Source organism: Pseudarthrobacter linnaei (assembly GCF_055412825.1).
The window spans coordinates 1-14,408 of record NZ_JBVAYX010000035.1 but is presented as its reverse complement, the minus strand read 5'-3'; the positions used below and the strand labels follow the sequence as shown (position 1 = coordinate 14,408).

Annotated in this window: 14 protein-coding genes; 11 read left to right on the top strand and 3 right to left on the bottom strand. The window is 67.4% G+C overall.

The window, feature by feature from the left end:
• The first annotated feature begins 37 nt into the window (after positions 1-37).
• The 8 genes from ACZYZ3_RS18520 to ACZYZ3_RS18485 all read left to right on the top strand — a co-directional run bounded on the left by ACZYZ3_RS18520 (position 38) and on the right by ACZYZ3_RS18485 (position 7,672).
• Positions 38-706: an ArsR/SmtB family transcription factor gene (locus ACZYZ3_RS18520; RefSeq protein ID WP_463965257.1), complete on the top strand. Its 669-nt coding sequence runs from the start codon at positions 38-40 to the stop codon at positions 704-706.
• A gap of 181 nt (positions 707-887) precedes the next feature.
• The gene (gene topA / locus ACZYZ3_RS18515; RefSeq protein WP_463965256.1) at positions 888-3,614 is read left to right on the top strand and encodes a type I DNA topoisomerase; all 2,727 of its coding nucleotides are present in this window, start codon (positions 888-890) and stop codon (positions 3,612-3,614) included.
• Between the two features lie 117 nt (positions 3,615-3,731).
• Entirely contained in the window at positions 3,732-4,181 is a 450-nt protein-coding gene (locus ACZYZ3_RS18510; protein WP_463965255.1) for an SseB family protein, read from the top strand.
• Between the two features lie 64 nt (positions 4,182-4,245).
• A complete protein-coding gene (locus ACZYZ3_RS18505; protein ID WP_463965254.1) occupies positions 4,246-5,289 on the top strand; it encodes a Ppx/GppA phosphatase family protein in 1,044 nt (347 codons plus the stop codon).
• Positions 5,213-5,752, top strand: a complete 540-nt coding sequence (locus ACZYZ3_RS18500) for a sigma factor (RefSeq protein WP_463965276.1) — start codon at positions 5,213-5,215, stop codon at positions 5,750-5,752. The genes ACZYZ3_RS18505 and ACZYZ3_RS18500 overlap by 77 nt, the downstream gene beginning before the upstream one ends.
• The gene (locus ACZYZ3_RS18495) at positions 5,653-6,147 is read left to right on the top strand and encodes a DUF6596 domain-containing protein (protein WP_463965275.1); all 495 of its coding nucleotides are present in this window, start codon (positions 5,653-5,655) and stop codon (positions 6,145-6,147) included. The genes ACZYZ3_RS18500 and ACZYZ3_RS18495 overlap by 100 nt, the downstream gene beginning before the upstream one ends.
• Before the next feature lie 46 nt (positions 6,148-6,193).
• Positions 6,194-7,027, top strand: a complete 834-nt coding sequence (proC, locus tag ACZYZ3_RS18490) for a pyrroline-5-carboxylate reductase (RefSeq protein WP_463965253.1) — start codon at positions 6,194-6,196, stop codon at positions 7,025-7,027.
• Positions 7,028-7,084: 57 nt separating this feature from the next.
• Positions 7,085-7,672 (top strand): HhH-GPD-type base excision DNA repair protein, encoded by a 588-nt coding sequence (locus tag ACZYZ3_RS18485; protein ID WP_463965252.1) that lies wholly within the window; start codon positions 7,085-7,087, stop codon positions 7,670-7,672.
• Positions 7,673-7,962: 290 nt separating this feature from the next.
• Here ACZYZ3_RS18485 and ACZYZ3_RS18480 read toward each other — a convergent pair whose 3' ends face one another.
• On the bottom strand, positions 7,963-8,601 hold the full coding sequence (locus tag ACZYZ3_RS18480) for a potassium channel family protein (RefSeq protein ID WP_463965274.1): 639 nt from the start codon (positions 8,599-8,601) through the stop codon (positions 7,963-7,965).
• 40 nt (positions 8,602-8,641) lie between these two features.
• Complete coding sequence (locus ACZYZ3_RS18475; RefSeq protein WP_463965251.1) at positions 8,642-10,072, bottom strand: TrkH family potassium uptake protein; 1,431 nt, start codon at positions 10,070-10,072, stop codon at positions 8,642-8,644.
• Between the two features lie 103 nt (positions 10,073-10,175).
• Here ACZYZ3_RS18475 and ACZYZ3_RS18470 point away from each other — a divergent pair, with 103 nt between their 5' ends.
• Positions 10,176-11,399 carry an acetoin utilization protein AcuC gene (locus tag ACZYZ3_RS18470; RefSeq protein ID WP_463965250.1) on the top strand — a complete coding sequence of 408 codons (1,224 nt, stop codon included), beginning with the start codon at positions 10,176-10,178 and terminating at the stop codon, positions 11,397-11,399.
• 71 nt (positions 11,400-11,470) lie between these two features.
• Here the strand turns inward: ACZYZ3_RS18470 and ACZYZ3_RS18465 are convergent, their stop codons facing one another.
• On the bottom strand, positions 11,471-11,983 hold the full coding sequence (locus ACZYZ3_RS18465; RefSeq protein WP_463965249.1) for a hypothetical protein: 513 nt from the start codon (positions 11,981-11,983) through the stop codon (positions 11,471-11,473).
• A gap of 161 nt (positions 11,984-12,144) precedes the next feature.
• Between ACZYZ3_RS18465 and ACZYZ3_RS18460 the strand changes: the two genes are divergently transcribed.
• Both ACZYZ3_RS18460 and gdhA read left to right on the top strand, forming a co-directional pair.
• On the top strand, positions 12,145-12,747 hold the full coding sequence (locus ACZYZ3_RS18460; protein ID WP_463965248.1) for an ArsR/SmtB family transcription factor: 603 nt from the start codon (positions 12,145-12,147) through the stop codon (positions 12,745-12,747).
• A gap of 168 nt (positions 12,748-12,915) precedes the next feature.
• Positions 12,916-14,253: an NADP-specific glutamate dehydrogenase gene (gene gdhA, locus ACZYZ3_RS18455; RefSeq protein WP_463965247.1), complete on the top strand. Its 1,338-nt coding sequence runs from the start codon at positions 12,916-12,918 to the stop codon at positions 14,251-14,253.
• The last annotated feature ends 155 nt before the right edge of the window (positions 14,254-14,408 follow it).

Below are 14,408 nucleotides of genomic sequence, written 5' to 3'. Positions count from 1 at the left end.
TCTTTCATAGTTTGCCGAAGCTCGGTAGACTGGTGGTGTGAACGCAGAAACCCCAAAGGCGGAGTCGCCGGTCCCTTCGGCGCCCCAACGCCGACAGCGCCCGGAGAAGAAAGTGGAGATCACTGACCCGAAAGCGATCCGGGCGCTGGCCCACGCTGCCCGGCTGGAAGTCATCTCCGAGCTGTATTCAACGCAGGTGAGCCGGACCGCCACCGAACTCGCCGCGCAGACCGGCCTTACCCCGAGCGCCATGAGCTACCACCTGCGCGCGCTGCAGAAGTGGGGCATCGTGGTCCCGGCCGCCACCGCCGGCGACGCGCGGGAGCGCCGCTGGAAAGCCGCGGGCACCGACTTCACCATCAACTCAGGCGGTGGGGTGGCGAGCCCCGAATTTGCCGTACTGGACCTTGAACTGGACGCCTACCGCCGGCGCGTCAACGCCTATGCCAGGACCAGGGACGAGCAGCGCCGGAGCGGCGACGCCGGGGACGGGCCCTCCTCCGTGGTGCTGGCCAGCAACCTGCTCTATCTGACCCCGGCCCAGCGGGAGGAGCTGAACAACCGGCTCTTCGAGCTGCTGCGGGACTACGAGTTGGAGGATCCGGACCAGGTCCCCGACGGGGCCGAGCGCATGGCGACCATGTGGTCGATGATCCCCGATGACCGCGGAAAGCCTCCGGCGAAGCCCTCCGCCGGGCCCGCCTGACAGCGGCACGGGCCGCCCCGGCAGGGCCCGGCGGAGGCTTGCCTGCCGGGGGTTCATTACGTCCTAAAGTCGTGCCCGGGGGGCCTCCGTTCGGGGCTGGATGCGCGGTAATCCGCAAAATATGGTGAACTAGGCGGGTATGGGCGCATCTGCCCGAGCAACCTTTTTCTGTAGGAGCACCGTGCCAAGCAAGGCCAAAACCGGTAAGAAACTCGTGATTGTGGAGTCTCCCGCCAAGAGCAAGACCATCGCCAAGTACCTCGGCGAAGGCTTCATCGTTGAGGCCTCCATTGGTCACATCCGCGACCTCCCGCAGCCCTCGGAACTGCCGGCGGAGCTGAAGAAGACCTCGTTGGGCAAGTTCGCCGTCGACGTTGATAACGACTTCAAGCCGTACTACGTGGTGTCCCCGGACAAGAAGAAAAAGGTCGCCGAACTTAAGGCCCAGCTCAAAGACGCTGACGCTCTCTATCTCGCAACCGATGGGGACCGCGAGGGCGAGGCCATCGCATGGCACCTGCTGGAAGTGCTCAAGCCCAAGGTCCCGGTCTACCGGATGACCTTCGGTGAAATCACCAAGGAAGCTATCCACCGCGCCATGGACAACCTGCGCGACGTCGACCAGGATCTCGTGGACGCGCAGGAAACCCGCCGCGTGCTGGACCGCCTCTACGGCTACGAGATCTCCCCGGTCCTGTGGCGCAAGGTGGCGCGCGGCCTCTCCGCCGGCCGCGTGCAGTCCGTCGTGACGCGCATGGTCGTGGACCGCGAGCGTGAACGGATGGCCTTCAAATCGGCCTCCTACTGGGACCTGACCGGCCAGTTCGGTGCCGGGTCCGGCTCGTTCAAGGCCAAACTGGCCATGGTCGACGGCGCCAAGGTCGCCAGCGGCCGCGACTTCAACGACAGCGGCGAGCTCACCTCCCGCAACGCGGTGCACCTCAACGAGGACCTCGCCGCCTCCCTTGCCGCAGGCCTGCAGGACGCCGATTTCCGCGTCCGCTCCGTCGACACCAAGCCGTACACGCGCCGCCCGGCCGCGCCGTTCACCACCTCGACGCTGCAGCAGGAGGCCGGCCGCAAGCTGCGCTTCTCTTCCAAGAGCACCATGCAGGTGGCGCAGCGGCTGTACGAAAACGGCTACATCACCTATATGCGTACGGACTCCTCCGCGCTGAGCAATGAGGCGCTTACGGCCGCGCGGCGCCAGGCCTCCGAGCTGTACGGCCCGGAATACGTACCCGCCTCCCCGCGCGTCTACAGCGGCAAGGCCGCGAATGCGCAGGAGGCCCACGAGGCCATCCGCCCCGCCGGTGATTCCTTCCGCACCCCGGCCCAGGTGGCCAAGCAGCTCTCCGGCGACGAGTTCCGGCTCTACGAGCTGATCTGGAAGCGCACCGTCGCCTCGCAGATGGCCGACGCCAAGGGCTCCACCGCGACGATCCGCCTCGGCGCGGTCGCTGTCGACGGCCGCGACGCCGAGTTCTCGGCCTCCGGCACCGTCATCACCTTCCCCGGCTTCCTCGCCGCCTACGAGGAGGGCAAGGACGAAAGCCGCGGCGACGACGAATCCGACGAGGCCCGCCGGCTGCCGAACGTGGCCAAGGACGATGCGCTCACCGCCTCGGAGATTGCCGCCATCGGGCACGAGACGTCCCCGCCGCCGCGCTTCACTGAAGCGTCGCTGACCGCCGAGCTGGAAAAGAAGGGCATCGGCCGTCCGTCGACCTATGCCTCCACCATCTCCACCATCCAGGACCGCGGCTACGTCCGGAAGCAGGGCTCCGCGCTGGTCCCGAGCTGGATCGCGTTCTCCGTGATCCGGCTGCTTGAACAGCACTTCCACGACTACGTGGACTACGAGTTCACGGCCGATATGGAAGCGGACCTGGACAAGATCGCCAACGGCCAGGCCGAGGGGCCCGCCTGGCTAAAGCACTTCTATTTCGGCGAGGATTCCAACCCCGGGCTGCTGAGCATCGTCAACAACCTCGGCGAGATCGACGCCCGCGAAATCAACTCCATTCCGATCACCGAGGGCATCACCTTGCGGGTGGGCAAGTTCGGCCCGTACCTGGAAAGCTCCGTGCCTACCGTTGATCCGAAGACCGGCGAAGTGGTTGAGGCCGCCCGCGCCAACGTCCCCGAGGACCTGGCCCCTGATGAGCTCACGGCCGCCAAAGCGGTCGAGCTGATGGAAACCGCCGCCCCCGAGGAGCGGGTACTCGGCGCGGACCCGCACACCGGGCACACCGTCGTCGCCAAGAACGGCCGCTACGGCGCCTACGTCACCGAGGTCATCCCGGAGATGACCGAGGAGCAGATCGCCAACCAGCCGGTCGAGTTCTACAAGAACGGCAAGCCCAAGCCGCCGAAGAAGCCGGTGAAGGCCAAGCCCCGCACCGGGTCGCTGTTCGCCTCGATGAGCGTGGACACCATCAGCCTGGACGAGGCGCTGCAGCTGATGAGCCTGCCCCGGGTGCTCGGCCAGGACGCCGAAGGCACCCCGATCACGGTGCAGAACGGCCGCTTCGGCCCGTACCTGAAGAAGGGCACGGACTCCCGGTCCATCGGCTCGGAAGAGGAAATCTTCACGATAACGCTGGAGCAGGCCCAGGAGATCTACTCCCAGCCGAAGCAGCGCGGCGCCCGCGCCGCCGTCGCACCGCTGGCCGAATTCGGCCCGGACCCGGTCTCGGAGAAGAACATCGTGGTGAAGGAAGGCCGCTTCGGCCCGTACATCACCGACGGCGTCACCAACATCACCGTGCCGCGCTCCACCTCGCTGGAGGAGCTCACCCGGGAACAGGCCGTCGAACTCCTCGCGGAGAAACGCGCCAAGGGCCCCGTCAAACGCACGACGACGGCGCGGAAGGCCCCGGCCCGCAAGGCCGCCGCCAAGAAGTAGCCCCGCCGCGCCGTAGTCGCCGGACGTATGCGGAGTCGCCGCACGTTTCGGGCGACTCCGCACGTTCTGGCGATTTCACGTTTGCGGACCCGGCAGCAAACGTGGTCGAGTAGAGACATGACTGAACAGCCCGATCACTTGGACCTCCAGCCGCTGAACGACCTCGAAGAGCAGCTTGCCAAGGGGGAGGAACCCGACGCCAACCCCGTTGACGTCATCCTCGCTTTCCTCAACAGCGAGGTCTACATCGTCAGCTCCGACGCGCTCGAAGGCGCCGATGCCCAGGTCGAGCCGCTGGTGCTGGCCAACTCCGCCGGCAAGCCTGTTCTGGCCGTGTTCTCCCACCCGAGCCGCGTTACCGAGCAGTACCTCGCCGCCGCCCCCAACGTCCTCGGCACGCAGGGCGCCGCGATCCTGGGCAACCTCGGCGACGACCTCGGAATGGTCATCAACCCCGGCGCAGCCTTCGGCTTCGAAATCGATCCGGAAGGCGTGGCGAACATCCGCCGCGACTTCAAGCCCGCCGATGAGCCCGAAGACGTCTCCGGCCCGGACGGCCAGTCCTAAGCCGGTTGCCGGGGCGCGGCCGGCCCGTTAGGCTGCCCGCGTACACGGGGGCAATAATGACACTATGCGTCTTGGCGTCCTCGATATTGGATCAAACACCGTCCACCTCCTGCTCGTGGATGCCCACCCCGGTGCGCGGCCCGTGCCGTTCGCCTCGCACAAGCGCCCGCTCTCCCTCGTGCAGTTCCTTGAGAGCGACGGCAGCATCAACGACGCCGGCCAGCATGAGCTGATCGAGTTCGTCCTTGAGGCGTGGGAGTTCGCGGCCAAGCACAAGGCCGAAGACCTGTTGGCGTTCTGTACGTCCGCCATCCGCGAGGCCACCAATGGCCCAGCGGTTCTGGCACGGGTCAAGCATGAGACCACAGTGACGTTGCGGGAACTGACCGGCAGCGAAGAGGCGTCCATGACGTTCTTCGCGGTCCGCCGCTGGTACGGCTGGGGCGCCGGACCCATCCTGAACCTGGACATCGGTGGCGGCTCCTTCGAGATGGCCTACGGGGAGGACGAACTCCCCGAACTCGCGACCTCCGTTCCGCTCGGCGCGAGCCGACTCACCCGGGACTGGCTGCAGGAGGACCCGCCCTCGGCCAAGAGCGTTAAGGAACTCCGCCGCTATATCAGGACCACGCTCAAGCCGGTGGTGCGCGACTTCGCGAAGCTGGGCAAGGCAAACCACGTGGCGGGCACCTCCAAGACCTTCCGCTCGCTGGCCCGGATCGCCGGGGCCGCGCCCAGCGCCGCAGGCCCCTACGTCAAGCGTGCACTGTTCGCTGCGGACCTGGGCCTCTGGGCGCAGCGCATCTCGGCGATGGAAGTGGAGGACCGGTTGAGCCTACCGGGTGTCTCCGAAGCCCGTGCCCCCCAGCTCCTGGCAGGGGCCCTGGTGGCGGAAGCGGCCCTGGAGATGTTCGAGTTTCCGAGCATGGAGATCTGCCCCTGGGCACTCCGCGAAGGCCTGATTCTCCGCCGGCTGGACCAGCTGGTTTTCGAGGGGCCGCTGGACCCCGCACCCCATGTGACCCAGACCGATCACCCCTCCAGACCGCAGTCACCCGATTCCGAGGCCCCGGACGGATCGAAATCCCAGTCAGCCGGCGCCCGGTGACAGCTTCGACGCCGCCGAGGACGCCGTCCAGGAGGCCTTCACCCTTGCCATCCGGCACTGGCCTTCCACCGGCCTCCCGCCCAGTCCCGCGGGCTGGATCATCACCACGGCCAGGAACCGGGCGACCGACCGGCTGCGCCGGGAAGCCGGGCGCGGCGACAAACAGCTCAAGGCCCTGACGCTGCGGCTGGGCGGCCTCACGACGGCGGTAATAGCGCACGCCTTCCTGGTGCCGGAAACCACCATGGCCCAGCGGCTCGTTCGGGCCAAGGCGAAAATCCGGGACGCCAGAATTCCGTACCGGGTGCCGCGCGGGGCGGAACTTCCGGCGCGCCTGTCACCGGTGCTCGCGGTGGTCATCTCATCTTCAACGAGGGCTGCAGCGCCTGCTCCGGCGGGCACCTCATCCGGGAGGATCTCTGCCGGGAAGCGATCAGGCTGGGCCACCTGCTGGCCACGCTGAGGCCGGACGAAGCCGAAGTGAAGGGCCTGCTGGCCCTAATGCTGCTGACCGAGGCACGGCGCGCCGCGCGGGAAGCCAGCGGCGTCCCCGTGATCCTGGCGAACCAGGATCGCTGCTTGTGGGGCCATGCCCTGGCCGCGGAGGGCCGGGAACTGTTGTGGCAGTGTGCCTGCGGCGGAACCAGCAGCGGGATCCGTGGGCGCGGCCGGGGCGCCTGCCGGTTTGAACTGCCCGCTAACGGAGAAAGCACCGGCGGTCTTCTGCGGGAAAATGGGGGAAACCCGCTGCAGACCACCGGTGCCGGGCAGGCATCCGCATACCTGCCGCATCACTCGCACCCTCAAAATGAGGTAAGCACCACGTTAGTTCCGGAGTTTGTGAAGACCCTGACCTGAAGATGGGAGCTGGCTGGGAATTGGGCCGGACTGCAATGATGGGGGCATGAGTAACCGAATCGCATTCCTGGGCTGTGGATCAATGAACGAGGCCATCCTGGGCGGTCTGATCGCCGGCGGCACCGACCCGGCGGACGTCGTCGCCACGGTCCGCCGCGCCGAACGCGCCGACCAGCTGGCCAAACGGCATCACGGCATCACGGCCATCGCCGGCGACGAGGAGCCGGAGAACAACAAACAGGCGGCCACCGGCTCCGGCGTCGTGATCCTGGGCGTCAAACCCGTGGGCATCGCGGACCTGGCCCGTGAAATCAGCGATTCGCTGGCACCGGATACGATCGTCATTTCCGTCGCCGCCGCCGTGTCGCTGGAGCAGCTGGAAGATGCCCTGCCGGCCGGCCAGCCTGTGATCCGAAGCATGCCCAACACCCCGGCACAGCTGGGCCGGGGCATCATTTCCGTCTCGCCGGGCACGCATTGTTCCCCGGCGCAGCTGCAGCTCGCCAAGGACCTCCTGGCCTCCGCGGGCACCGTCGTCGAAATCCCTGAAGACCAGGTTGACGCGCTGTCCGCGATCAGCGGCTCCGGCCCGGCGTACGCGTTCTACTTGGCTGAAGCGATGGCCGACGCCGGTGTCGAACTCGGACTGGACCGTGAGCTCTCGCTGCTGATTGCCCGGGAAACCGTTGCCGGGGCGGGTTTCATGCTGGCCGAGGAGGGCGCGGATCCGGCGGCGCTGCGCAAGGCCGTCACCAGCCCCAACGGCACCACTGAACGCGCCATCGCGACCTTTGACGCACGCGGTCTGCCCTCGATCATCGCCGACGGCGCCCGTGCGGCCGCCGAACGCGCGGCGGAGATTACCAAACAGCTCCGTTAGCGGCCGACCCAGACGCGGTCCATGACGCAGACCGGAGCGGGTGGCAGGATGGGACCCATGGAACTGCACATCACAGGGGATCCCGCGGCGGACCAACTACTTAGCGACGACGCGTTTGCACTGCTCACCGGCATGCTGCTCGACCAACAGGTGACCATGGAATCGGCCTTTGCCGGTCCGGAAAAAATCCGTACGCGCATTGGTTCCATGGATCCGGCCGCGATCGCCAGCTACGATCCGCAGAAGTTCGTCGAGGTGTTTAAAGAGCGCCCTGCCGTCCACCGGTTTCCCGGATCAATGGCCGGCCGCGTCCAGTCCCTTGCCGAGACGGTACACAACGACTGGAACGGCGACGCTTCTGCGATCTGGACGCAGGGTGACCCCGACGGGCAGGAGGTGCTGCGCAGGCTCAAGGCGCTGCCGGGATTTGGCGAGCAAAAAGCGATGATCTTCCTGGCGCTGCTGGGGAAACGGTGTGGCCTCCGGGCTGAAGGCTGGCGCGAGGCGGCCGGCCACTATGGTCAGGAGAACGCCTTCCTGTCCGTCGCTGACATTGTGGATCCGGAGTCGCTGAGCAAGGTGCGGGCCAGCAAGCAGGCGGCCAAGGCAGCCGCGAAGGCCGCGAAGACCGCCGGCCCCGGATAACGCGGTAGGCAACGCACCGGGCATCACCGCTTGCACCCGCGGAGGCGGTGCGGCGAAGTCGACGCGCAATCTGCCTCATGACGCGCGAAAGCCCTGGCGCTGCCGTATTCCGGTAGCGCCAGGGCTTTCGCGCGTCGCCAGGCGCAATCCGCCGCGCAGGGGGCCTCGTCAGGCGCAATCCGCCGCGCAGGGGGCCTCGTCAGGCGCAATCCGCCGCGCGGGGGCCTCTTCAGGCGCAAGGGACTGCTCCGCGATGCCGATGTGCGTCGGTCCTTGCGAACACGGCGCCGCTACGGCCGGGCGGCGAACCTCTCCAGCAGGTCCACGTGCCCGGAAACGATGAGCATGTCCCGGGAGGACACCTTCGTCTCCGGCCGGGCGTAGGTGAAGTCCTCGCCCGGGGACTTCACACCGACGATCGTGACCCCGTACTTGGACCGGACCTTGGATTCGTCCAGGGTGAAGCCCACGGTTTCGCGCGGCGGATACATTTTCACGATCGCGAAGTCGTCGTCGAACTCGATGAAGTCCAGCATCCGGCCGGAGACCAGGTGCGCGGCGCGGACACCGGCGTCGGCCTCCGGGTAGATCACGTGGTTGGCGCCGATCCGGGTCAGGATCTTGCCGTGCGAGGGCGTGATCGCCTTGACCCAGAGGTGCTCGATGCCGAGGTCCACGAGGTTCACGGTGATCAGCACCGAGGATTCAATCGAGGTGCCCACCCCCACGACGGCGGAGCTGAACTCCTGCGCGCCGAGCTGGCGGAGCGCATCGATGTTGGTGGCGTCCGCCTCGACGACGTGCGTCAGGGCGCTGGACCATTTCTGCACGAGGTTCCGGTCGCGTTCGATGGCCAGCACCTCGCGGCCCTGCTTGACGAGCTGTTCGGCGGTGGAGGCCCCGAAACGGCCCAGCCCGATCACCAGCACCGGAGCGTTGTGGGCGGGACGGTTGACGGCGCCTGAGGAACTAGCCAATGATCGGTCTCTCTTCCGGGTAGTGGTACAGCTGGCTGCGCTGGCGCAGGGCCAGGGCAGCGGCAAGGGTGACGGTCCCGACGCGCCCGGCGAACATCAGGGCGGTGAGGACGTAAACGCCCGACGGCGGCAGCTCGGCACTGAGGTTCGTGCTGAGCCCCACCGTGGCGAAGGCGGAAATGGTTTCAAAGAGCACCCGGTCCATGGACTCCCCGCTGATGTGAAGCAGCACCATGGCCGAGACAGCGACGAGGGTGGCGCCGGCGACGATGACCGAGATGGCCACCCGCATGGTGCCTTCGGGGATGGTGCGGCCGTAGACCTTGACGTCGGAGTCACCGCGGGCCTCGGCCGCGATCGCCAGGAACATCACGGCGATGGTGGTCACCTTGATGCCGCCCGCCGTCGATGCCGAACCTCCGCCGGCGAACATGAGGGCGTCGGTGAGGAGCATGGTGGTGGAGTCCATCTGGTTCTGGTCCACCAGGTTGAAGCCGCCGGAGCGGGTCATCACGGACGCGAAGAGCGAATGGATGACCTTGTCCCCGACGTTCATGCCGCCGATGGTCCGCAGGTTCTCCCATTCCATCAGCCCCCACAGCACGGTCCCGGCCGCCAGCAGGATGAGCGATACCTGGATGGTCAGCTTGGTGTGCAGGTTCCATTTCTTCCAGTTGAGGCCGTTCTGCTGCAGCACCATCACCACGGGGAAGCCCAGGCTGCCGAGGAAGACGCCGAGCATCAGCGGGACGAGGATCCACAAATCTGTCTCGTACGGGACGATGCCGTCCGAGTGGGGGGTGAATCCGGCGTTGTTGAACGACGAAATCGCGTAGAACACCCCGTGCCAGACGGACTGGCCGAAACTCTCGCCCAGCATCAGGAACCGGGGGATCAGTGCGAGCGCCAGCACGGCCTCGATCACCACCGAGGTCACGATGACGATCCGCAGCAGGGTGCCCACTTCACCGAGGCGGCCGGTGTTCATGGCCTCCTGGGCGATCAGCTTGCCGCGGACACCCAGCTTCTTGCTCACCAGGAGGGCCAGCAGCGAGGCCAGGGTCAGGGTGCCCAGGCCGCCCACGAAGATGCCGACCAGGATGACGAGCTGGCCGAAGAAGGACCAGTGCACCGCCGTGGACACCACGGTCAGTCCCGTCACGCAGACTGCGGACACTGCGGTGAACATGGCCTGGTGCAGCGGGGTGAAATCACCGGTGGCGGAGGAAACCGGAAGGGACAACAAGGCAGTGAAGACAAGGACCACCATGCCGAACGCGGTCAGGGCCAGGCGGGCCGGCGTCGTGTTGGCGATGTTGTCGACAAAGTCGCGGAGGCGTGTGAAAATCCACAGGCCTTCCCGCTCCGGAGTGCCCGGCTGCCAGTTGGCCGGGCTCTTGGACCTCGACTGGCTCTGCGTCATATGTGGCTTTTCCTCGCTTGAAACTGCTTCCTTCAGTAGTAAACCACTAAACCCCCCGCAATGACTGGGGGACCGGGCCCCTCGCTCGGGTAGCCTGTGACTGATGACATATCTTCCCGGGCTCGCCAAGGCCGCACTGCCAACGACGGTGGTGTGGGATCCCGCCATGACCGCCTACAACTTCGGTCACAGCCACCCCATGGCCCCGGAGCGGATGGAGCTCACCGCCAAGCTGGCCGGAAGCCTCGGTCTGCTGGACCTGGAGCACGTAACCGTCTCGGCCCCGGACGTCGCCAGCGACGCGGAACTGGCCACCGTCCACAGCCCAGAATTCGTCGCCGCCGTGCGGCGCGTCAGCGCGGACCCCGGCACGCCGGACCTGGAACGCGGCCTCGGCACCGAGGATGACCCGGCCTTCGCCGGGATGCACGAGGCCAGTGCCCGGCTGGCCGGCGGATCCCTCCTCGCCGCCGCCGCCATCCTGGACGGCAGCGCTGTCCGGGCGGTGAACTTCGGCGGGGGCATGCACCACGCGGCCCGCGAGCGCGCAAGCGGATTCTGCATCTACAACGACGCGGCCCTCGCCATCCAGCGGCTGCTCGACGGCGGCCTGCAGCGCGTGGTGTACATCGATATCGACGCCCACCACGGCGACGGAACCCAGAGCATCTTCTGGAACGACCCGCGCGTGCTGACGATCTCCCTGCACGAGACGGGGCTGACCCTGTTCCCGGGCACCGGCTACGCCAACGAGATCGGCGGGCCCAATGCGCAGGGCAGCGCCGTAAACGTCGCCCTGCCGGCCGGCACCGGGGACGGCGGCTGGCTCCGCGCCTTCCACGCCGTCGTCCCGCAGCTGGTGGGTGCCTTCGAGCCCGAGGTCATCGTGAGCCAGCACGGCTGCGACTCCCACCGTCTGGACCCGCTCACCCACCTCAACATCAGTGTCGACGCCCAGCGGGAGGCCGCCACCGCGATCGGCAACCTCGCGGCACGGTACTGCGAGAACCGCTGGATCTCCACCGGCGGCGGGGGCTATAACGTCATCACCGTAGTGCCGCGGGCCTGGAGCCACCTGATTGCGATCGCTGCCGGGCGCCCCGTCCCGCTGCGCACCCCGGTGCCGGAGGACTGGCGCAGCTACGTGAAGGAAAAATACGGGGACAAGTATGGGGTCGCTGCGCCGGAAATGATGGGCGACGACGTCGATCTCTGGTGGCGCTCCTGGGAGGTCGGCTTCGACCCGAACGACGAGGTGGACCGGACGGTCATGGCCACCCGCAAGGAGATCTTCCCGCTCTACGGGCTGGATCCCTGGTTCGACTAGGTAGCTGGCAGTTGCGGCCGTTATGAGCCGCCCTGAAAACGGCCCCTGCTGCGAGTTAGTTGGGTACCCGGCTAGCCTGCTGCGGAGGCCTGCGGGCTGGGCTTCTCGGTCTGGAACACCACGCCGGCCGCGCCGATGATCCAGCCCAGCAGCGAGAGCGAGAACGCCCCGATCAGGTCGGTGGAGGCGGTGCCTTTCACCAGCCACACGCCCAGTACCAGCAGCCCGACCACGAGGTACACCATCAAGGCCGCGATGACCCGGCCCGACAACTTGGTCGTGAACCCGCCGGCCTCGAAGACACCGGCCCGGGCCCGGCTGGCAGCCTCAGCGCTGCCGCTCCGCTCCTCCCTGCGCACCTCGGCCATGGTGAAGCCGAGTGCCGAGGCGGTCAACGAACTCAGCGAGGTGGACAGCGCCCCGGCGGCGCAGACGACGGCGCCGTTCAGGCTGGGCGGGGTGTCCGGAACCTCAGGAACGAACACCCAGACCTGGAATAGCACGTTGCCCCAGACGATCACGAACAGTGCCAGGAAAACGGCGGCGATAATGTTGAACAGCTGATTCCGGAAGAAATCCCCCATGGTGGTCCACTCCTCTGCGTCGGTAGGCTGCGGCCTCACCTGCCGGGTAGGCGGTGCGTCTGTTTTAGCACCGGGCCCGGGAGGGGGCAATGCCCCCCGGCTACGGCCGAAGCCGCAATTAGTGGATGCCATCCGGCGTATATGTCGCTAGTGTGGAGGGCATGGTGACAGACGACGTATTTGCCGTCATAGCTGAGGCAACCCGGCGTGACATTCTGGTATCCCTCCGCAAGGGGGACAAGGCAGTGGGGGAGCTGGTCCAGGAGCTCGAGGCCAGCCAGCCGACCATTTCCAAGCATCTGAAGGTGCTCCGCGAAGCGGACCTTGTGAGCATGCGCGCCCAGGGCCAGAAGCGCTACTACACGCTCAACCCGAAGCCCCTGGCCGGGATCGCCAGCTGGCTGGAGACGTTCGACGTCGGCGCCGCCGCCGCAGCGGAACCGTCACCGGCGCGGACGGCCGAACCCCGGCTCCAGCCCGTCCCTGACACCCTCGCCGCCGCCGCAGCCACCGCGCCAGCACAGCACGCCTCAACGGTCGCGCAGCACACCGCGCCGGCACAGCACCCCTCACCGGTCGCGCAGCCCGCCGCGGCGCTCGCCGGACGGCCCGCCGGAAGCCCGCTGAGCCCCGCCGTCGTGCTCCCGGTTGGCACGGCAGGCGAGGACAAAATGCCGCAGCAGATCGGCCGCACCGTCGGCCGGGCCGCCACCCGGGCGGCCGACCTCCTCGCCAGCCTGCCGAAATTCGGCCGCAAGAAGTAGCCCGGTCCGTTTCGGACCGCCCGGCCCGGTTGTGTCCCGCGCCACACCGTTTTTGTCACACGGGGTGGCCTCCGGTGCCCGAATAGAAATCCCCTCCCGTCCGGTGCAACGATGGAACGGCTTGGTTGTTGCGCCCGGTGAGGGGCGCCCACGGTTTAGGGAGTTGCAATGGACGCACGGCTTGAAACCATCCGGGACACGGTGCTGGCACGGAATCCCGGCGAAGAGGAATTCCACCAGGCGGTCACCGAGGTCTTCGAAAGCCTCGGCCCGGTCCACGACCGCCACCCTCAGTTCCTCGAAGGCGCCGTCCTCGAAAGGCTCTGCGAGCCCGAACGGCAGATCATCTTCCGGGTCCCCTGGGTCGACGACGCCGGCCACTTCCAGATCAACCGCGGCTTCCGGGTGGAGTTCAACTCTGCCCTCGGACCCTTCAAGGGCGGGCTGCGGTTCCACCCCTCGGTGAACCTGGGCATCGTGAAGTTCCTCGGCTTCGAGCAGATCTTCAAGAATGCCCTGACCGGCATGCCCATCGGCGGCGGCAAGGGTGGCTCCGACTTCGACCCCCGCGACCGCTCGGACGCCGAGATCATGCGCTTCTGCCAGTCCTTCATGACCGAGCTCTACCGCCACATCGGCGAGTACACGGACGTCCCGGCCGGGGATATCGGCGTCGGCGGCCGAGAAATCGGCTACCTCTTCGGGCAGTACAAGCGGATCACCAACCGCTACGAATCCGGCGTCCTCACCGGCAAGGGCATATCCTGGGGTGGCTCCCTGGTGCGGCCCGAGGCCACCGGCTACGGCACCGTCATCTTCGCCGAGGAGATGCTCAAGACCCGCGGCCAGTCCTTCGACGGCCAGCGCGTGGTGGTCTCGGGCTCCGGCAACGTCGCCATTAACGCGATCGCCAAGGCCCAGGCCCTCGGCGCCACCGTCGTGGCGTGTTCCGACTCCTCCGGCTACATCGTGGACGAGGCCGGGATCGACGTGGGGCTGCTGCGCCAGATCAAGGAGATCGAGCGCGGACGGCTCAAGGACTACGAGGCCCGGCGCTCCGCCGTCGACTACGTGGAGGGCGGCTCCGTCTGGGACCTCGACGCGACCGTCGCGCTGCCGTGCGCCACACAGAACGAGCTCGACGGCGACGCCGCTGCCCGGCTGGTGCGCAACGGACTGCTCGCCGTGGCGGAGGGAGCCAACATGCCCTCGACCCGTGATGCCGTCGCGGTCTTCCAGGACGCTGGCATCCTGTTCGGCCCGGGCAAGGCCGCCAACGCGGGCGGGGTGGCCACGTCCGCGCTGGAGATGCAGCAGAACGCCAGCCGCGATTCCTGGTCGTTCGCACACACCGAGGGGCGGCTCACCGAGATCATGGTCGGGATCCACGACCGCTGCGCGGCCACCGCGGACGAATACGGGGATCCGGGGAACTACGTGCTGGGCGCGAACATCGGCGGCTTCGTGAAGGTGGCCGACGCGATGCTCGCCCAGGGGCTCATTTAGGGGCTCATTTAGGGTCGGGCATCTTCTCGGGGGCCGAGTGGGCAGTTCGCGGCAGTGTTCCGGAGGCAAAGTCAAGCAGTCGGAGCAACGCCGGGGGTTTAGGCTGCGTGCAGCAGCTGGTTCAGCCGGTTGGCTGGGGTCTCGAGGTTGAGGGT